At 60.4% G+C, this 18,912-nt stretch carries 17 protein-coding genes; 11 read left to right on the forward strand and 6 right to left on the reverse strand.

All coding sequences use genetic code 11. From position 1 onward, the window contains the following. Window positions 1-11 precede the first annotated feature (11 nt). Window positions 12-599: an MlaC/ttg2D family ABC transporter substrate-binding protein gene (locus tag ANTHELSMS3_RS00470; RefSeq protein WP_094033160.1), complete on the reverse strand. Its 588-nt coding sequence runs from the start codon at window positions 597-599 to the stop codon at window positions 12-14. Between the two features lie 15 nt (window positions 600-614). Continuing rightward, entirely contained in the window at window positions 615-1,361 is a 747-nt protein-coding gene (locus ANTHELSMS3_RS00475) for an MlaA family lipoprotein (protein WP_094033161.1), read from the reverse strand. A 195-nt stretch (window positions 1,362-1,556) separates the two neighbouring features. On the opposite strand from ANTHELSMS3_RS00475, the gene ANTHELSMS3_RS00480 reads away from it, so the two are divergent. From ANTHELSMS3_RS00480 to ANTHELSMS3_RS26585, 3 genes are all read left to right on the forward strand, one after another. Next, on the forward strand, window positions 1,557-3,287 hold the full coding sequence (locus ANTHELSMS3_RS00480) for a type I secretion system permease/ATPase (RefSeq protein WP_094033162.1): 1,731 nt from the start codon (window positions 1,557-1,559) through the stop codon (window positions 3,285-3,287). Beyond that, a complete protein-coding gene (locus ANTHELSMS3_RS00485) occupies window positions 3,284-4,588 on the forward strand; it encodes an HlyD family type I secretion periplasmic adaptor subunit (protein ID WP_094033163.1) in 1,305 nt (434 codons plus the stop codon). The genes ANTHELSMS3_RS00480 and ANTHELSMS3_RS00485 overlap by 4 nt, the downstream gene beginning before the upstream one ends. Before the next feature lie 166 nt (window positions 4,589-4,754). Beyond that, window positions 4,755-4,925 (forward strand): hypothetical protein, encoded by a 171-nt coding sequence (locus ANTHELSMS3_RS26585; protein WP_157733368.1) that lies wholly within the window; start codon window positions 4,755-4,757, stop codon window positions 4,923-4,925. 95 nt (window positions 4,926-5,020) lie between these two features. Here ANTHELSMS3_RS26585 and holA read toward each other — a convergent pair whose 3' ends face one another. Genes holA through leuS form a run of 3 tightly spaced genes read right to left on the reverse strand, consistent with a single transcriptional unit; the run spans window position 5,021 to window position 9,241 of the window. Then, on the reverse strand, window positions 5,021-6,046 hold the full coding sequence (gene holA, locus ANTHELSMS3_RS00495; RefSeq protein WP_094033165.1) for a DNA polymerase III subunit delta: 1,026 nt from the start codon (window positions 6,044-6,046) through the stop codon (window positions 5,021-5,023). Further along, window positions 6,043-6,504, reverse strand: coding sequence for an LPS assembly lipoprotein LptE (lptE, locus tag ANTHELSMS3_RS00500; RefSeq protein WP_368074427.1), 462 nt, complete (start codon window positions 6,502-6,504; stop codon window positions 6,043-6,045). Before lptE ends, holA begins: the two co-directional genes overlap by 4 nt. A gap of 13 nt (window positions 6,505-6,517) precedes the next feature. Beyond that, the gene (gene leuS, locus ANTHELSMS3_RS00505) at window positions 6,518-9,241 is read right to left on the reverse strand and encodes a leucine--tRNA ligase (RefSeq protein ID WP_094033167.1); all 2,724 of its coding nucleotides are present in this window, start codon (window positions 9,239-9,241) and stop codon (window positions 6,518-6,520) included. A gap of 287 nt (window positions 9,242-9,528) precedes the next feature. On the opposite strand from leuS, the gene ANTHELSMS3_RS00510 reads away from it, so the two are divergent. Further along, the gene (locus ANTHELSMS3_RS00510) at window positions 9,529-10,788 is read left to right on the forward strand and encodes a glycosyltransferase (protein WP_094033168.1); all 1,260 of its coding nucleotides are present in this window, start codon (window positions 9,529-9,531) and stop codon (window positions 10,786-10,788) included. Between the two features lie 82 nt (window positions 10,789-10,870). Here ANTHELSMS3_RS00510 and ANTHELSMS3_RS00515 read toward each other — a convergent pair whose 3' ends face one another. Continuing rightward, on the reverse strand, window positions 10,871-11,383 hold the full coding sequence (locus ANTHELSMS3_RS00515; protein ID WP_439098662.1) for a DUF3576 domain-containing protein: 513 nt from the start codon (window positions 11,381-11,383) through the stop codon (window positions 10,871-10,873). Between the two features lie 290 nt (window positions 11,384-11,673). On the opposite strand from ANTHELSMS3_RS00515, the gene ANTHELSMS3_RS00520 reads away from it, so the two are divergent. From ANTHELSMS3_RS00520 to ANTHELSMS3_RS00550, 7 genes are all read left to right on the forward strand, one after another. Beyond that, window positions 11,674-12,648: a porin gene (locus ANTHELSMS3_RS00520; RefSeq protein ID WP_094033169.1), complete on the forward strand. Its 975-nt coding sequence runs from the start codon at window positions 11,674-11,676 to the stop codon at window positions 12,646-12,648. Window positions 12,649-12,740: 92 nt separating this feature from the next. Beyond that, a complete protein-coding gene (locus ANTHELSMS3_RS00525) occupies window positions 12,741-14,201 on the forward strand; it encodes a tetratricopeptide repeat-containing sulfotransferase family protein (protein WP_094033170.1) in 1,461 nt (486 codons plus the stop codon). Beyond that, on the forward strand, window positions 14,192-14,845 hold the full coding sequence (locus ANTHELSMS3_RS00530) for a YggS family pyridoxal phosphate-dependent enzyme (protein ID WP_094033171.1): 654 nt from the start codon (window positions 14,192-14,194) through the stop codon (window positions 14,843-14,845). Before ANTHELSMS3_RS00525 ends, ANTHELSMS3_RS00530 begins: the two co-directional genes overlap by 10 nt. Before the next feature lie 67 nt (window positions 14,846-14,912). Next, a complete protein-coding gene (locus ANTHELSMS3_RS00535; protein WP_094033172.1) occupies window positions 14,913-16,379 on the forward strand; it encodes a PLP-dependent aminotransferase family protein in 1,467 nt (488 codons plus the stop codon). 48 nt (window positions 16,380-16,427) lie between these two features. Then, on the forward strand, window positions 16,428-17,360 hold the full coding sequence (locus ANTHELSMS3_RS00540) for a bifunctional riboflavin kinase/FAD synthetase (RefSeq protein ID WP_094033173.1): 933 nt from the start codon (window positions 16,428-16,430) through the stop codon (window positions 17,358-17,360). Then, window positions 17,357-17,827 (forward strand): YcgN family cysteine cluster protein, encoded by a 471-nt coding sequence (locus ANTHELSMS3_RS00545; RefSeq protein ID WP_094033174.1) that lies wholly within the window; start codon window positions 17,357-17,359, stop codon window positions 17,825-17,827. Before ANTHELSMS3_RS00540 ends, ANTHELSMS3_RS00545 begins: the two co-directional genes overlap by 4 nt. Beyond that, the gene (locus ANTHELSMS3_RS00550) at window positions 17,824-18,891 is read left to right on the forward strand and encodes a threonine aldolase family protein (RefSeq protein WP_094033175.1); all 1,068 of its coding nucleotides are present in this window, start codon (window positions 17,824-17,826) and stop codon (window positions 18,889-18,891) included. Before ANTHELSMS3_RS00545 ends, ANTHELSMS3_RS00550 begins: the two co-directional genes overlap by 4 nt. The last annotated feature ends 21 nt before the right edge of the window (window positions 18,892-18,912 follow it).

Raw genomic sequence — 18,912 nt, forward strand, 5'->3', positions numbered from 1 at the left:
CGTTATCGATATCAGCTTGCGTTGCGCAGATCTGCAATCAGCCTGTCCAAATCGCCGCGACGGGCGTCCAGCATAGAGCCGATCTCGCTCCGCTCGGTCAGCAGCATGTCCACACCTTCGATGAACAGGTTGTAGAACCGATTGGAATCCGAGACGTGAAAGGAAATCTCGAACGGATCAGTGCCGCGCAGGAACGCGGTACAGCGCACCTCATAGCCGCGTCTGATGGAACCGACCGATTTCACCTCAAGCCGGCCACCGATGAATTCACGGAAACGCTTGCCATACTTGCGAGAGATGTAGCCGGTGAACGCCTCGGTAAAGGCCTTTTTCTGCGTGTTGGATGCGCGCCGCCCATCCACGCCCAGCGCGTTGGCTGCGATCAAGGGCGTGTCACCGTATTTCTTGAAGATCCGCTCAAACTCGCGGTACATCGCCGATTCGGATTTTCCCGAAGAGATAACCGCGTTGATCTCATCCACCATCTTGCTGATCAGGCTGGACGCCTGCCCGCTTGTCAGGGCGAATGCAGGAAGCGCCGGCAACGTAGCTGCGACCGTGCCGACCGCGAGGAAGTGGCGGCGTGAAAAAAGCGTCATAACAAGGCTCCTTACCTAGAATCCTTCGGTGTCCACGGCCAACGGATCGAAATCCGCCCCCGGAGCGTCTTCGCCCAGTTCGTATCTGCGGTTTTGCAGATACATCAACCGGAACTGCAGATAGCTGTCGGCGCTGCCGTGCAGGATCGAATCGACGGTTCCCCCGAATTTGCTGCGTTCCCCAACCGTGTCCAGCCCCTTGGCCACCGTTCCAATGTAGCGTTCAGGCGTCGGCACCACATATTTCAGCGGGTCGGTGAACAGGTCTACAACGTCTCCGGCCGTATCTCGTTCCGTCGATGGGCCAAGAACCGGCACCTCAAGATACGCGCCCTCTGGCACGCCCCAGACGGCCAGCGTCTCACCAAAGTCGGATTCATCGGGGTCAAGCCCCCATTCCTTCGCCACGTCGAACATCCCGCCGACGCCAATGGTGGCATTGAGGGTAAACCGCAACGAATTATTGGTTGCGCGCACCAGACGTCCCTGGAGCAGCTGATTCACAACCGTCTGCGGCAAAGAAACCGTGTCGGCAAAACTCGAAACGCGCTCTTGCACAAACGGCGGAACGGTCCCGGCGTACCCCGGGCCATCGCCGCTGAAGAGTTTCTTGTCGAGATTTCGGTTGAAATCGTGCACCTTGCGATTTTTCACCTCATAGGGATCGTGAATCCCATCGGGTGCTCCGCCGGGTCCGGGTACCGAACAGCCAGCCACAGCCGAAACGACTGCCATCAGAACGACCGGCCTGAAATTCAACATAACGCAGAGTCCTCTTCAAACCACTTGGGAAAGCTGCACAGCTTGCCTAAAAGGGTAGATAATTTCATCTCCGCTTGATCCCAACGAAGGATGCCGGAATACTCGCCCATGTGGCACAATGGCGACATGAGGCAAGTCAGGACACCACTGTCACAGATTCCGGCCCGTGACACAACGAGGGGCTGACACAGGCGCATGAGCACCGCACAAAGAGACACCGGGCGCGACGAACTCATCGCGGCCCGAAGACAGAGTCGGCCATACTATTGGTTTGTCGGCATATTCAGCTTGTTCGTGAACATCTTGATGCTCACGGGGCCGATGTACATGTTGCAGGTCTATGACCGTGTTCTGGGCTCACGGTCCGAGGCGACGCTGATCGCGCTCTCGGTGCTGGTGATTTTTCTGTATTCGATGATGGGTCTGCTGGACTATGTCCGAGGCAGAATCATGGGGCGCGTGGCGGCACGATTCCAGGCGGCGCTGGATTTGCGGGTCTTCGACGCGGTGCTGCGGCGGGCGGCGGTTCAGAATGATGAACTGGCCCAGACCGGCCTGCGTGACCTCGAATCGGTGCAGCGTCTGATGTCGTCGCCGGTATTGATGGCGTTTTTCGACATACCGTGGACGCCGTTGTTTATCATCGGGATCATGATCTTTCACCCGTGGATGGGTTATTTGGCAATTGCCGGTGGTCTGCTTCTGATCACCGTGACGGTGGCCAACCAGTTGGTCAGCAAGACTCCGACGCTGAAATCCAACACGGCTGTCATGCAGGCCGAACGCACCGCGGATCAGATCCGCCAAGAGGCGGAAATGGTGCAGGCGCTGGGGATGCGCGGTGATGCATTCAAGCGTTGGATGCAGGCGCGGTCTCAGGCTCTGTCCGGTCAAATCGCCTCGGCCGATCTGACCGGCACTTTCTCCACCATGACCAAAACGCTGCGGATGCTTTTGCAATCCGCGATGTTGGGTCTTGGTGCCTATCTTGTCCTGCAGGGCGAACTGACACCGGGGGCGATGATCGCCGGGTCGATCCTGATGGGCCGCGCCCTTGCTCCGATCGAGCTTCTGATCGGCCAATGGGCCTTGGTACAGCGCGCGCGCAAGGGCTGGGATAACCTGTCCCAACTGCTGAGCGAAGTGCCAGAGGCCAACCAGCCCACCCAACTGCCCAAACCCGCTGCCAAGCTGGAGGTTCAGCAACTGACCGTGGTCGCGCCGGGTGAGCAGCAAGCGGCGCTGCGGCTGGTGTCGTTCAATGTCGGCCCGGGTCAGGCCTGCGGCGTGATCGGCTCTTCAGGTGCGGGCAAGTCAACTTTGGCGCGTGCGCTCACCGGCGTCTGGCGGCCGGCGGGCGGCAAGATCCGGCTGGACGGAGCCTCACTTGATCAATACGGGGCAGAAACACTGGGCAAGCACATCGGCTATTTGCCGCAGCGCGTGACCTTGTTTGATGGCACCATCGCTGAAAACATCGCACGCCTGTCGCCCGAACCCGACCCGGAACAGGTGGTCGCGGCCGCGATGAAGGCCGATGCCCATGAAATGATCCTGAAACTGCCGCAGGGCTATGACACGCGGGTCTCCGCCTCTGGCGGGCGGCTTTCCGGCGGCCAAATGCAGCGTATCGGTCTAGCCCGTGCCATGTATGGAGACCCGGTGCTATTGGTGCTGGATGAGCCGAATTCGAACCTCGACAATGAGGGGTCCGAGGCGGTGAACAAGGCGATTAAAACCTTTAAGGACGCGGGCAAGGCGGTGCTGATCATGGCGCACCGGCCAGCGGCCATTAAGGAATGCGACCTACTGTTGATGCTGGAAAACGGTGGCCGCGCCGCCTTTGGTCCAAAGGACGAAGTGTTGCAGAACATGGTCAAAAACCACCAACAGTTGCAAAAAGCCGGACCTGGAGGTGTGCGATGACAGCGGATACACAGTTTTCTCTGCGCGGGCCGATGGTTGCGGGCGTCTTGGGGCTGGCGATCCTAGTTGGGGGTTTTGGCACTTGGGCCGCGACCACCAATATCTCGGGCGCAATCGTAGCCTCTGGTTCGATCGAAGTGGATCAGAATCGACAAATCGTTCAGCACCCAGATGGCGGCGTCGTTTCAGAGATCCTCGTGGACGAGGGGGATACGGTCACATTGGGTCAGCCGTTGATTCGGCTGGATCCGACTTTGCTGCTGTCCGAGATGACCATCATCGAAGGTCAGCTGTTCGAGATCATGTCCCGCCGCGCGCGACTACAGGCGGAACGCGACGGCAAAGACGAGATTGTCTTTGCCGAAGAGGTCCTGCAACGCACTTTGGTGGACGCGGAAGTCGCCGAACTGGTCGAAGGCCAGCGGAATCTCTTTTTCGCCCGCCGCGATTCCATCGAAGGCGAGATCGAGCAATTGCGAAAACGATCCGACCAGATCACCGATCAGGTCATCGGCATCGACGCCCAGCAGACGGCGCTTACCCGCCAGTCGGACCTGATAAAGCAAGAACTGGTCGGCAAGGAAGAACTGCAACGGCAGGGCCTCGTCCGCGCGCCGGAAATCCTTGCGCTGCAACGCGAAGAGGCGCGATTGGCCGGCTCCGTGGGAGACCTCAAGGCGCAAAAAGCACAGGCAGAGGGCAAGATCACCGAGATCGACATCCAGATCCTCAGCCTTGAGACTCGTCGCCGAGAAGAGGCCATCACCACACTGCGTGATCTTCAGTTTCAGGAACGCGAGCTGGCCGAGCAACGCCGGGCCATCAAAGAACGGCTGAGCCGGATGGTCATCACCGCGCCCGTCGGTGGCATCATCTACGGACTGACGATCTTTACCCCGCGCTCTGTCATCCGGCCCGCCGATCCGGTGCTCTATATCGTGCCGCAGGACCGCCCGCTGGTGATTGCGGCGCAGGTGGAACCGATCCACATCGACAAGCTGTTTGTCGATCAGGAGGTCAGTCTGCGATTTTCCTCACTGGATCAGCGTCAAACACCGGAACTGTTCGGGTCTGTGGTGCAAATCTCTGCCGATGCCTTTGAGGATCAGAATTCTCGCGTGCGCTATTACCGTGCCGAGATCGTGCTGAACGAAGGCGAGATAGACCGTCTGCCAGAAGGTGCCGCGCTGATCCCCGGCATGCCGGTTGAAACGTTCATCCGCACCGATGATCGCACTCCGCTGGGTTATCTGGTGAAACCGTTCATGGACTATTTCGCCAAGGCTTTTCGAGAGAGTTGAGCAAACAAGTGGGGGCTGCATCTGTCCCCATCCACCTTGAAATAGAGTCTGCGCCAACACTGAAGGAGCAGACTCGTACGAAAGAACCGTTCCACCGAGGCTAAAGTCATCGGGATGATCAATCAGCAAGATGCCCGCATGCCGACAGCCGAGGTGCGCCGCGGGCATGGGCCGAAGCACGGCGCCGTTCTACGAATTCAAGTCCAAGTATGGCGGCCAGAAAGTGTCCGAGGGGTTGAACAAGACGGTATCGCCCTCTGCGAGCACCCTGACATTGCCCAGCGGGTTGATCCTGCGGACTTCTTCGGACTGCGGTCCGACGGCCACATGGGTGTAGGGCACAGCCAGTTCCTCTAGCAGCTACAGCACGCGAAACGCACGACTCCGGACCGCGCCGTAAACGGGATACCTCACTATCAACCCTCTCAGAAATCAGCGGCGCGCCAGAAAGGCCAGCCGCACAAACGCGCGCTCCACCAGCGCCATTTGCGGTGCTTTCTGACCAGCTGAGCGCAGCGTCAGATCCGTATCCATCAACAACGTCAGCGCGCCTTCCAATCGAGAAGCCGACCAGTTCTGGGCTTGCCGCAACATCCGGTCCCGACGCGGACCAAATATCGGTGGGCGCAGCTTTCCTATGCCTTGCGCGGGTCCACCAGGGGCAGAAGCGATGGCAAAGAGCGTCCGAAAATGCCGCGTGCCCATAATCAACAACGTGACAGGCGCAACACCCTGCGCGGTCAGCCGCCGCATGACGGGGGCAATGTCGCTGGTCCGGCCCTCTGCCAGAACGTGAAAGATCTCATCCATCTGCGCCTCGACCGAAGCGGGGGCATTTAGCGTGACCTCATCCGGGGTCAGGGCCACGGGATCCTGATATTTATATAGCGCGATCTTTTCCAACGTCTGGCGAAAATCGCCCGGCGTCAGGTCACGAGACAAATGCTCTAGCGCTCCCATCGCGTCACGGTCGACACCGGTCAGTCCGGCGCGGGACAGTTCCGCTTCGATTTCCGCGCGGCCCATCGGGTCATTGTACAGCGCCGCGGCATAGGCATTTTTTGCCCCCTCAAACAGCTTGCGCAGTGAGGACCGTGCCGTCAGAGACCCGGCGGTGACGATGATCTGCGCATCGCCTTGGTGCCAGTCCGACAGCGCGGATTTGACTGCCTCAGAGACCCCGTCGGCGGCCTCTTCGACCAGCACGGCACGCGGACCGGGGAAAAAGCCGGTGGCCTTGACCGCATCCATCAGTTGCGCCGGATCGCGCCGCAGATCCCCGCCGTTCATCCGGGTCAGGCGCATTTCGGCCTCTCCCTCCGGACCGGTGATGGCGGAAATCACCTCTTGCCGCTTCATCGCGACGCGCATCACGTCTTCGCCGTAGATCAGCAGCCCGGCGATGGCAGGGTAAGGTTTGCGAAAAAACCCATTCGCGTCACGCGGCGACAGTTTCATGTGTCAGAGATATCGGACAGCAGAAGATCATCAATGACCTGATCGGCCAGTAGAACCATCAGCCGTTCCGAGGCATCGGTTTCCGCGGCGCGGGTGGCAACAGTCGAGCCAGTGGTGGAATAGCCGGTAAAGGCGTTTGTCCGCCCTTCAAACAGCGTCGCCCCGGTTGCGGTATCGACAAGGCTGAAAAACGCGCGCCCAATAAGACGATAACGCGTGGTGTTGCCCGCCGAAGTCGAACCGATGTCCTGATCGTCCGTCTGGATGCGAAGGGTCAAACTGTAGGGTGCGCCCGGCGCAGCGCGCCCCATCCGCTCTTCAAACCGGCGGTTGAAGTGATAGGCGTTCTCATTGCCCGGCTTCGGCAAGAGAACCGCGTTTTGTAGCGCGGTGCCGCCGCCCTGCGGTCCGTAAACCGGGGTAAACCCGCAAGCGGCAAGCGCCAGCGGGCTAAACAAGAGCGTTCTACGATTACACCACGACATTCACGATCCGCCCCGGAACCACGATCAGCTTTTTCGGCTGGGCCCCGTCAAGAACCCGCACCACAGCTTCGTGCGCCAGCGCCAGCTTTTCAACCTCTTCCTTGGGCATGTCGCGCGGCACCGTGATCTCACCCCGGCGTTTGCCGTTGACTTGGATCGGCAGCGTCACGGTGTCATCGACCAGCATCGTCTCGTCCGCCTTGGGCCAATGTGCGTTGGCGATCAGACCCTCACCGCCCAGCAGTTGCCAGATTTCCTCGGACAGGTGCGGGGTCATGGGGGCCATCAGATGGGCCAGCGTTTTCGCGGCAAAGGTTTTGGTGTCCTTGCCCGCGCGCGATTTCGACAGCGCGTTGGTAAAGGCATAGAGCCGCGCAATGGCTGCGTTGAAGCCAAAGGATTCGACGCCCATGGTGACGTCGTGGATGGCTTTGTGCGTCTCCTTCAGAAGCGCGGCATCTTCCTTGGTTTCGGGCGCATCCGAGGCGGCGATTTCCGCCGCGATCCGGTAGACGCGCGACAGGTGCCTATACGCGGCCTCGGCCCCGGACGCCGTCCATTCGACGTCGCGTTCCGGTGGCGAGTCGGACAGCACGAACCAACGCGCGGTGTCAGCGCCATAGGTGGCGATGATGGCCTGCGGATCGACGACGTTGTTCTTGGACTTGGACATCTTGGCGGAGGGGACAATACGGATGAAACGGCCTTGTTCATCCTCCTTCAGCCAAAAGTCATTGAGCTGGATCGCATCTCCATCAGAAACCCCTGCTTTTTCAGCAAGCGTCCGGAGAACCGCCCGCTTCTCTTTTGGTACTACCGGATCGGTGAACTCGATAACGTCTTCGGGATAAAGATACTTTTGACGAACAATCGGCAGTGACTTTTTATATTCCTCAAACTCTTTGTCAGCCTCGGGGCCGCTTCCTTCGACACCCTGCGCACTCACATCGACCATTTCATAAATCGCGTGCGTGACCATGCCCTGCGTGAAGAGCGCATTGAACGGTTCCTTGGCGCTGTCCGGCAGGTGGCCGGTCTTGATCATCGCGCGGGCGAAAAAGCGCGAATACAGCAGGTGCAGGATCGCGTGTTCGATGCCGCCGATGTACTGGTCGACGTTCATCCAATAGGCGGCCTCGTCGAGGTCAGTCGGGGTCTTGGCATGGGGCGCGGTGAAGCGAGCATAATACCATGACGAATCGACAAAGGTGTCCATCGTGTCGGTTTCGCGCTTGGCGGGTTTGCCACAAGACGGGCAGGCACAATCGCGCCACGTCGGGTGACGGTCCAGCGGGTTGCCCGGCGTGTCGAAGCTGACATCATAAGGCAGTTCGACCGGCAGGTTTTCCTTTTTCTCCGGCACCACACCGCAGGTGTCGCAATGCACGACCGGAATCGGGCACCCCCAGTAGCGCTGGCGGCTGAGGCCCCAATCACGCAGGCGGAACTTTTCGACACCTTTGCCAAGCTCCTTGGCCTCCATCCAATCGATGGTGGCGTCGACCGCCTCCTGCCCCGTCGCCTCGTCGAGGCCCGCGAAATGGTCGATCCACTTCACCTTTTCGGTCTTGGGCGGGACAAAGGCGGCGTCCTTGACCGGCTGCGGATCGTCCAGCGCCACGAAGGTGTCGATCACCGGCAGGTCATACTTGCGGCAGAAATCGAGGTCGCGCTGGTCATGTGCCGGGCAAGCAAAGATCGCGCCGGTGCCGTAGTCCATGAGGATGAAGTTGGCGACCCAGACCGGGATCTCCCACGACGGGTCCAGCGGGTGCTTCACGGTCAGCCCGGTGTCGAAGCCCAGCTTTTCTGCCTTCTCCAACGCCTCTTCCGTGGTGCCGCCCTTGCGCATTTCGGACACGGCGGCGGCCAGTTCAGGATTGTCCTTTTCCAACTTTTTCACCAGCGGATGGTCCGGCGAGACCCCAAGGAAAGACGCCCCCATCAGTGTGTCAGGACGGGTGGTATAGACATCAATCTTTTCAATGCCATGCACAGGATTGCTTAGATCCCACGCGAACTCCAGACCGCGCGAACGACCGATCCAGTTGGCCTGCATCAGCTTGACCTTTGCCGGCCAATCCTCAAGCTCATCAATGGCGTCCAGCAATTCGCCCGCCATGTCGGAAATCTTGAAAAACCACTGCGTCAACTCGCGCCGCTCGACCTCGGCACCAGAGCGCCAGCCTTTGCCATCGACCACCTGTTCGTTCGCCAGAACGGTCATGTCGACCGGGTCCCAGTTCACGATCGCGTTCTTGCGATAGACCAGACCCTGTTCGAGAAAATCGATGAACAGCGCCTGCTGCTGGCCGTAGTATTCCGGATCGCAGGTGGCGAACTTTCGCGTCCAATCAAGACCAAAGCCCAACGGTTTCATCTGCTCGACCATCGTGTCGATGTTGTTGTAGGTCCAGTCCTTGGGATGACCGTTCGACGCCATCGCGGCGTTTTCCGCAGGCATCCCGAATGCGTCAAAACCCATCGGGTGCAGCACGTTGTGCCCGGTCGACAGCTTGTACCGCGCGATCACGTCGCCCATCGTGTAGTTGCGCACATGGCCGATGTGGATCCGCCCCGAAGGATAGGGAAACATTTCCAGCACATAATACTTGGGCTTGTCGCCAGTCCGGCGCGCCTTAAAGGTCTCGGCCTCGTCCCAGGCCTTCTGCCATTTCGGCTCGATCGTAGCGGGTTCGTAACGCGACATGGGATGTCCTCCGGCGGGCAATTCTTCGGGCGGGTGATAGGGCGCGCGGAACGGATCGTCCAGAGGCTCAACAGATTCGAGGGGGCCGCCCGACGATTGCCCCGCACATCACTCCCGGCTTCTTTTGTCCTAAAATATCCCGGGGGAGGCGACCGAAGGGAGCCGGGGGCAGCGCCCCCTGCCCGCCAATAGACGTGCGCACAACCGATTCCCTTTTGCCCCGCACCGTTTATACTGGCCCCGAGGCACACCAAAAATAAGGGCGGCACAGCCCAAGGGACGCGCAGATGAAGATCCTCCTGATTCACCAGAATTTCCCTGGTCAATACAAACACCTTGCCCCGGCACTGGCCGCGCGGGGCCATCAGGTTGTCGCGCTCACTTGCAAGATCAAGGAACCGCAGACATGGCAGGGCGTGCGCATCGCCCCCTATGAGGTCAAGGGAGCATCGACCAAGGGCATCCACCCGTGGCTGGCGGATTTCGAAACCAAGCTCCTGCGCGCCACTTCCTGTTATCGCGGCGCGATTGCGCTGAAGGAGCAGGGGTTTGAACCGGATGTGATCTGCGCTCACCACGGCTGGGGCGAAAGCATGTTTCTCAAGGACGTCTGGCCGACCGCACGGCTGGGTCTGTATTGTGAATTGTATCATCTGACCACCGACACCTTCATCAACTTCGACCCCGAGTTTCCGTCAAAAAACCCCGCGGCCGACACGTTGCGAATTCGGATGAAGAACCTCAACAACCGGATGCACGAAGAGATCATGGACGCTGGTATCTCTCCGACACGGTTTCAGGCATCGACCTTTCCCGACCGCTGGCAGGACCGTCTGACCGTGGCCCATGACGGCATCGACACCGACATGGTCCGTCCCGATCCAATGGCGCGATTGCAGATCGACGATAAATTGACCCTGACACGCGACGATGAGGTCATCACCTTCATCAACCGCAATCTGGAACCTTATCGCGGTTATCACGTCTTCATGCGCGCCTTGCCCGATCTGCTGCGGCGGCGTCCGAAGGCGCATGTTGTCGTGTTGGGCGGCGATGGAACGTCTTACGGGTCGAAACCGCCCAAGGGGCAAACGTGGAAACAGATCTTTATTGATGAGGTGCGCGGGCAAATCCCCACGCCGCACTGGAATCGGGTCCATTTTCTGGGTCGGGTGCCCTACGACAGGTTTCTAGCGATGATGCAGGTCAGCCGGGTCCATGTCTATCTGACCTACCCGTTTGTGCTGTCGTGGTCGCTGCTTGAGGCAATGAGCGCCGGGGCCGCGATTGTCGCCAGTGATACAGCGCCGGTGCGCGAGGTCATGACAGAGGATGAAACTGGCTGGATGGTGGATTTCTTTGACCGCCAGACACTGGTGGATCGGATAAGCGCCCTGCTGGACGATCCCGAAACGCGGACCCGTCTGGGTGCAAATGCCCGCTCGCTGGTGCGCGACAGATATGACCTGCAAAGCATCTGTTTGCCGCAGCATCTGTCCTGGGTCGAACAGCTGGGCGCATCGCCCGCCCGGCCACCGCGCGACTAAACCGTCGCCGAGCCGCAAAAAACCGCTCCCGGTGTCGGAAGCGGTTTTAGCAAAAGCCGTGTCGTCCCTTTGGGTCGCCGGTTCAGAACCTGCTGTCTTCCTTGCGCAACTGTCGCGCGCGGGTCAGAATCGCGTCCTCGATCGCGCGCACGGTCGCTGGGTCCACCGGACCGGACCGAGTGTGAAGCGCAAGGTTGAGCGACCGCGCATCCAGAGCCGGGTCGCTGATCAGAATCGTTGCGCGATAAGCCCGACCGCCACCCGGAGGTGTGCCGTATCCCGTGGTGATCACACCCGAGAACGGATCAATCGTCTCCACTGGCAGGAAATCCAGCACGTCCAGCGAGGAATTCCATAGATAGCGGTTCACCGCGCCGACGCGACCTGGATCCTCACGCTTCTTGAAGATGTCCCATATTGTGCTTTCCGGTCCTGCATCGCCCTTCTCGGCGTCCAGTTCCTTGAATATCTCTTCTGCAGAGGGCGTTTCGACGGGTTGGCGCGGTTTGCCTTTCCCACCGAAGGCGCCGCAACCCGAGGTCACAAGCATGATTGCCACCAAAGAGGTGCCAACAAGGATTCGCGACATGGTCATGACAGGCCCTCTTGTATCGAAAACATCGAAGCCCTCCATACAAGCGCACGACACTTGCGGCAAGCGCGGATCATCGGCGGGTTTTCGCCCAAAAAACGCCGCAAGACGCTGCGATAGCATACAAAGATACGGGGGGCATAAAAGCCTTGTGGCATTAACGCATCACTGGCGTCCTTGTTGCGAATGCCAATTCCCGATGGCTTGCATTGGCCACCTGCCAAAGCGCATAGAAAGCTCATCAAGGCCGGAGCATCGGTCTGGTACGTGCCTTTGAACACATGAGGGAAACAATGAAAAAGATCCTTTTGGCGACCACTGCCCTGGTCGCAACCGCCGGCTTCGCCGCGGCAGAAGTTAAGATTTCCGGCGCCGCCGAAATGGGTATCGTCGATGGCGATCACCTCGCCACCGCCGGCTTCCACACCGACGTAGGCGTCACCTTCACCCTGTCGGGCGAAGCAGACAACGGCCTGACCTTCGGCTCCGCCATCGCTCTGGAAGATGGTGGCTCGGCCAACGGTACGACCTCGATCTCGACCACCGACGGTTCGGATGACTACACCGTGTGGATCGCATACGGCGGCGCCAAGCTGTCCATGGGTGACACCGATGGTGCATTCGACTGGGCCATGAAAGAAGTTGGCATCGGCGGTTCTATCGCTGACGACCACACCACTCACGCCGGCTTCAACTTCAACAGCGGCCTCGACGGCACCTTCGACGGTCAGATCGCTCGTTTCGATTACTCCTTCGACGCGTTCTCGTTCGCGATCTCGGCTGAAATCGACGACTCCGGCACCTTTGACCCAGTTTGGGGTATCGGCTTCAAATACTCGGGTGAGCTTGCTGGCCTCGACCTCGGCGTTGGCCTTGGTTACCAGTCGGTTGACCTCGGCGTCGACGTCGAAGTCATTGGTATCTCGGTTGACACGACGTTCGACAACGGCCTCCAGGCCATTGTGAACTACTCGGAAACCGACGTTGGCGGCACCACCGTTGACCATTGGGGCCTCGGCGTGGGTTACACCATGAACGCCCTGACCCTGTCGGCCAACTACGGTGAGTACTCCGGCCCCGGCTTCACCAACAACGGTTTCGGTATCGCAGCCAACTACGATCTGGGTGGCGGTCTGGAAGTTCAGTTCGGCTACGGCTCGAGCGATGCAGACATCCCGCTGGCAGTCTTCGGTCTCGGCGACGGTCGCTTCGGCGGTGTTGCTGGCGACAACGACAGCTACTCGTTTGGTCTGGCAATGTCCTTCTAAGGACACCAACCAACTGGTTTAGGGAAGAGCGGGCGCTTGCGTCCGCTCTTTTCTTTTGGAACAACGGGCGCACAGCGGAATAGAGAGCATTCATGACGCCCCAACAGATCAAGGCGCAATTCGCCCGCGCGCTGACCCAAATCGAAAAAGGGCAACTCGGCCCCGCCGAAAGCACCCTGAAAGGGCTGCTTTTGCCCACCAAGGGCGCCGCAGAGATTCATTTCCATCTGTCGCGTATCGCCGAAGCCAAAGGCGATACCCCAACACAGATCCGGGAACTGGACCGCGCTCTGGAAAAAAAGCCCAACGAAAAACTGGTTCTGAAATCCGCGATTGAGGCGAACGCCCGTCTTGGCAATTCCGACCGCGTTCTGGAATGCCATGACCGGCTGATCATGTTGGAGCCAAACAATTTCCAACCACGCGGCGAAAAGGCCGTCTATCTCCAGCACATTGGTGAATTCCAAAAGGCCGAGGAAATCCTGCGGTTCCTGATCAAACGAGTCCCGAAAGAGGGGGAAACCTATCGGGTTCTGACGACGGGGCGGAAAATGAAAAAGGATGAGCCCCTGATCGGCCAAATGCAGGCGCTCTGGAAGGACAGTTCCATCACGGAACTGTCGCGGATGCATCTGGGCTATGGGCTGGCCAAGGCGATGGAAGAAACAGACCAGCGCGAGCGCGTCTTTGACTACCTCACCCCTGCCAACCAGTTACAACGCAAGATCATCCCCTTTGATGCGGAAGAACGGAATGCCGAATGGCAGGCCTTTCTCGATGCGCAGGAAACTGATGACTACTCCCCTGTCGGCGAGGCACAGTCACCGCGCGCGGTCTTTGTCACCGGGATGCCCCGATCCGGCACGACGCTGGTCGAGCAGATCATCGCCAGCCACAGTCAGGCCCATCCGGGCGGCGAGCTGGGCCATGCGCTGAAACAGGCAGTGCTGCAGTTTGGCCCGGCGCACAAGATGGCCCCTTTGGCCAAGCTGTCCTCGATGAAGCTGGGCCGCTGGGCCGACGCCTATACCCGTTTGGTGCGGCGCGACACCGGTCGCACCACCGGGGTTGTCACCGACAAGTCGATCCAGACGCATATGATTTTCGGCCTTGTGGCGCGTGGCCTGCCCGGCGCGCGGATCGTCGTGGTTCACCGCGACCCGCGCGACACCGCGCTGTCGATCTACAAGAACCACTTCAAGATGGGTACGCATCGCTACGCCAACGATCTGGCGGACATTGCCGATGCCATCAAGATGTTCCGCCGGTCGGTCGATCACTGGAAGGCGCGCCTGCCCGGCCGCATCCACGAGGTACGCTATGACGAATTGGTCAGCGACCCAGAACCACAGGCGCGCGCGCTGGTTGCGGCAGCGGGACTGGATTGGGAAGAGGCCTGCCTCAACTTCCACACCTCAAAGAAGAACGTGAAAACACTGAGCCTGACCCAGGTGCGCCAGCCGATCCACGCCGGGCGACGTGAGGCTTGGCGAAAGTTCGAGTCGGAGCTGGCGCCCTTTATCGAGGCATGGGGAGACGAACCATGGGACTGAATGACATTCAGACACGGATTGCGGCGGCCTGTGCCGAAGCGGGCCGCGCCGTTGATGAGGTCGCGCTGATCGCCGTCAGCAAGGTGCAACCGCTTGAGCGGGTCGAGGCAATTCTGGAAGAGGGGCACCTCCTTTTCGGTGAAAACCGGGTGCAGGAGGCCGCGGGCAAATGGCCAGATTTCCGGGTACGTTTTCCGGATGTGTCCGTGCATCTGATCGGCCCGTTGCAAAGCAACAAGACGCGACAGGCCTTTGACCTTTTTGAGGCGATCCATTCAGTGGACAGGCCCAAGCTGGCGCAGTCCATCGCGCGGTTGGCACAGGAAGAGGGCCGCTGTCCTGAGTTGTTCATTCAAGTGAACACAGGGGAGGAACCGCAAAAAGCGGGCATTTTGCCAGGAGACGCGGACGCGTTCATTCAGGATTGCCGCGCGATGGATCTACCCTTGCGCGGGTTGATGTGCATCCCGCCGGTCGACGAAGCGCCCAGCCTGCATTTCGCACTGTTGAAGAAGATTGCAGAGCGCAATGGGCTGAACGGATTGTCGATGGGGATGAGCAACGATTTTGAGCAGGCCATCGCCTTTGGTGCGACGCATATCCGCGTGGGATCGGCTATCTTTGGGGAACGGGTTCCGACCTAAACCAACTCGTCTGCACCGTCGATCAGTCCAGATTGCACCCAGGATCAGTCCAGCCTAATCTGCCTACATGGCTATCCCTGTCGAAACGTTTCACCTGTCCCCCAGCGCCCAAGGCACTCTGCAGGCTCGCATCCAGCAGATGGTAGCCGAAGGCATTTTGGCGGGGCGGTTTCGACGGGGGGAAAAGCTGCCCTCAACCCGCAAGCTGGCGCGGCATCTGGGCGTCAGCCGGATCACGGTGACGCTGGCCTATACTGAATTACAGGCGAATGATTATCTGACCTCACGCGGTCGATCTGGCTATTTCGTTAGCGAAAACGCGCCAGAGCCACCCGATTTTGGTGCCCCGCCAGAACGCGCAGACCGGGTAGACTGGGGGGCGGCGTTGGCGCAGCGGTTCGACGATGGACAGCCGTTGGGCATGGGCAAGCCTACCGACTGGACCAAGTACCGCTATCCGTTCATCTACGGACAGGCCGATCCAACACTGTTCGACCATGCCAACTGGCGGCTTTGTGCGATGCAGGCTTTGGGCGCGCGGAATTTCGATGCGCTGACGCAGGATCAGTACGACGCGGACGACCCAGAACTGGTGAGTTTTATAGCCAGGCACACCTTACCCCGGCGCGGCATCCTAGCGCGCCCGGATGAAATCCTGATCACCATGGGGGCGCAGAACGCTCTGTGGATCGCGGCGCAGGTTCTGGCAGCAGGGCGGCCTGTGGCGGTCGAAAACCCGTGCTATCCGGCGCTACGCCAGATCCTGCGGCAGGCGGGCAGCCCCTTGCGCAGCGTGCCGGTGGATGAGCACGGTTTACCGCCTGAGCAGGTGCCTGCTGGCACGCGAGTCATCTTTACCACGCCCAGCCACCAGTGCCCCACATCAGCGACGCTGCCCTTGGCCCGACGCAAGGCGCTACTGGCGCGTGCGGCGGATCTGGGCGCTCTGATCGTGGAGGACGATTATGAGTTCGAGATGTCCTATTTGAACCCGCCTTCTCCGGCACTGAAGAGCCTTGATGAGGACGGGCGGGTGATTTACGTCGGCAGCTTTTCCAAGTCCCTCTTTCCGGGGCTGCGGCTGGGCTATCTGGTGGGATCTGCTCCGTTCATCCGTGAGGCGCGCGCGCTGCGAGCCAGCGTGTTGCGCCATCCTCCGGGGTTGATCCAGCGTACCGCTGCGCAGTTCCTGAGCCTTGGCCACTACGACGCCTTGATCCGGCGTATCGGCAAGGCGCTGGCAGCGCGGAGGCAGGTGATGGAAGAGGCGGTAGCACAGCATGGGTTGCGCGTTGCGGGGCGTGGTGCACATGGCGGATCCAGTCTGTGGATGCAGGCTCCGGAGGGCGTCGATACAGGTGTTTTGGCCGCACGCCTGCGCGCAAACAGCGTGATGATCGAACCGGGCAAAGCGTTTTTCGCCGGAGAGACACCGCCACGACAGTTCTACCGGCTGGGCTATAGCTCTATCCCGTCAGAGCGGATCGGCGCGGGTGTAGAACGGATCGCGGCAGCGCTAGAGGGTTTGTCCTGACCCGGCTTGCGCTTGCGCGCGACGCCACAGCCCGGTAACGGAAAACCCATGCGGATCATTCGAGACTATCAGTACACACGGGCCGAAGACCGGGGCGCCAGCGCCGCCATAGGCAATTTCGACGGTGTCCATCTGGGCCATCAGGAAGTGATCGATCTGGCGCGCAAGGCGGCCCCAGATGCGCCGCTAGGCGTCATGACGTTTGAGCCGCATCCGCGCGAGTTTTTCTCGCCCGACGCGCCGCCCTTTCGGTTGATGAACTCCGAGGCACGCGCCGCGCGGCTAGAGAAACTGGGGGTCGACCGTCTGTACCAACTGAATTTCAACAACGCGCTGGCCTCACTGACGCCGCGCGAGTTTGCAGAGCGCGTAATCTGCAAGGGCTTCGGTTTGGTCAATGTAGTGGTCGGCGCAGATTTCTGCTTCGGTAAATCCCGCGCGGGCAATGTGACGTCGTTACAGCGATACGGCGAAGAGATGGGGTTCGGGGTGACAGTGGCGAATTTGCTGGAATCAAACGGCGTACAGGTGTCCTCCACTGCGATCCGCGACGCGTTGAGCGCGGGACGACCGCGCGATGCTGCTGCGCTTTTGGGCCATTGGCACCGGATCGAGGGTGAGGTGATCGGCGGCGAACAGCGCGGCCGTGTGCTGGGCTATCCCACGGCGAACATGTCCATCGAAGGGCTGCACCCGCCGCATTTTGGCGTGTATGCGGTGCTGGTCGACGTTCGCGATGGGCCACACAAGGGCAGCTATCACGGCGCCGCCAGCATCGGCGTGCGGCCCATGTTCAACGGCGAGGTGCCCAATATCGAGACGTTCCTGTTTGATTTCACCGGCGATCTGTATGGCGCGACACTGTCGGTGGGTCTGGTCGACTATCTGCGGCCAGAGTTGAGGTTCGATGGATTGGACGCGTTGATTGCACAGATGGACGCGGATTGCCTACGCGCCCGTGAGATTCTGGCAACCCTATGAGTGATCCCATCGACCGCAGCGGGCTGACGCCCCGTTTTTGGGAAAAGAAGCGCCTGCGCGACATGAACCCGCGCGAATGGGAGGCGCTGTGCGACGGCTGTGGCAAGTGCTGCCTGAACAAGCTGGAAGATGAAGAGACCGGCGAGGTGGCCCTGACCAGTGTCGCCTGTCGTTTGTTCGACGATACCACCTGCCACTGTGCACAGTATGAAATCAGGCACCAGTTTGTGCCGGAATGTATCGTGATGTCGCCGTCGAATATCCACAAGCACGTCTACTGGATGCCGGAAACCTGCGCCTATAAATTGCTGTGGAACGGCGAGCCACTGTATGACTGGCATCCGTTGATCTCCGGCACGGCGGATTCGGTCCATGAGGCAGGCGTGTCGGTGCAGGGCATGACGGTGCCCGAGTTCGAGATCGACGAAGACGACTGGGAAGACCACATCATCGAGGAGCCGAGATGAACTTTGCATCCGACAATGCGGGACCGGTCCCGGCGCAGGTGCTGGAGGCTTTGGCCCGTGTGAACACCGGCTACGCGGCCAGCTATGGCGGCGACGATGTGACGGCGGAGGTGGCCGACCGGGTCCGTGATCTGTTCGAGGCACCCGGGGCGGCGGTTTATCTGGTGGCCACCGGGACGGCGGCAAATGCTCTGGCGCTGGCGACGTTGTGCCCGCCGTTCGGGACCATCTTTTGCACGCAGCACGCGCATATCCACGAGGATGAGTGCAACGCACCCGAGTTCTACACCGGCGGGGCCAAGCTGACGTTGGTGCCCGAGGGGGACATGATGACGCCCGCTACCCTGCGCGCAGCGATCGAAGGAGAAGGCAACCGGGGCGTCCACGGACCGCAGCGCGGGCCGGTGTCGATCACCAACGTGACCGAGGGCGGGAATGTCTATTCGGTGGGTGAGGTCGCGGCGCTGTGCGATGTGGCCCAAGAGTTCGGGCTGCCCGTGCATCTGGACGGCGCGCGGCTTGCCAATGCCTGCGTTAAGCTGGGCTGTACCCCCGCCGAAATGACGTGGAAGATTGGCGTCGATATTGCCGTCTTTGGGGGCACCAAGAACGGTTTGATGGACGCCGAGGCGGTGGTGATCTTTGACCCCGACGCGCCCGCCAGCAGCGGCTACACCCGCGCGCAAGAGTTCGAACTGCGGGTCAAGCGGGCCGGGCATCTGTATTCCAAGCACCGCTTCGTCGCGGCGCAGTTTCTGGCCTATCTGGAGGATGGCCTATGGCGCGATCTGGCGACACGGGCCAATGCGCGCTGCGAGACACTGGCCGCGGGGTTGGAGGCAATGGGGGTCGAGATCGTGAACAAGACCCGCGCCAATATGCTGTTCTTTCGTGCGCCGCTAGGGGTGCATGACGCGGTCAAGGCTGCCGGTGCTGTCTATCACCTGATGGGCAATGCGCCGACATCGCCCAAGGCAGTGGCCACCGGTCGTCTGGTGTGTAGCTGGTCCACGACCGAGGCGGATGTGACGAGTTTCCTTGAAGCGGTGAAAGCGGCGCACTGATTTGAGAGCACCTGATCGGGT

Source organism: Antarctobacter heliothermus, from assembly GCF_002237555.1.
GTDB classification, from domain to species: domain Bacteria; phylum Pseudomonadota; class Alphaproteobacteria; order Rhodobacterales; family Rhodobacteraceae; genus Antarctobacter; species Antarctobacter heliothermus_B.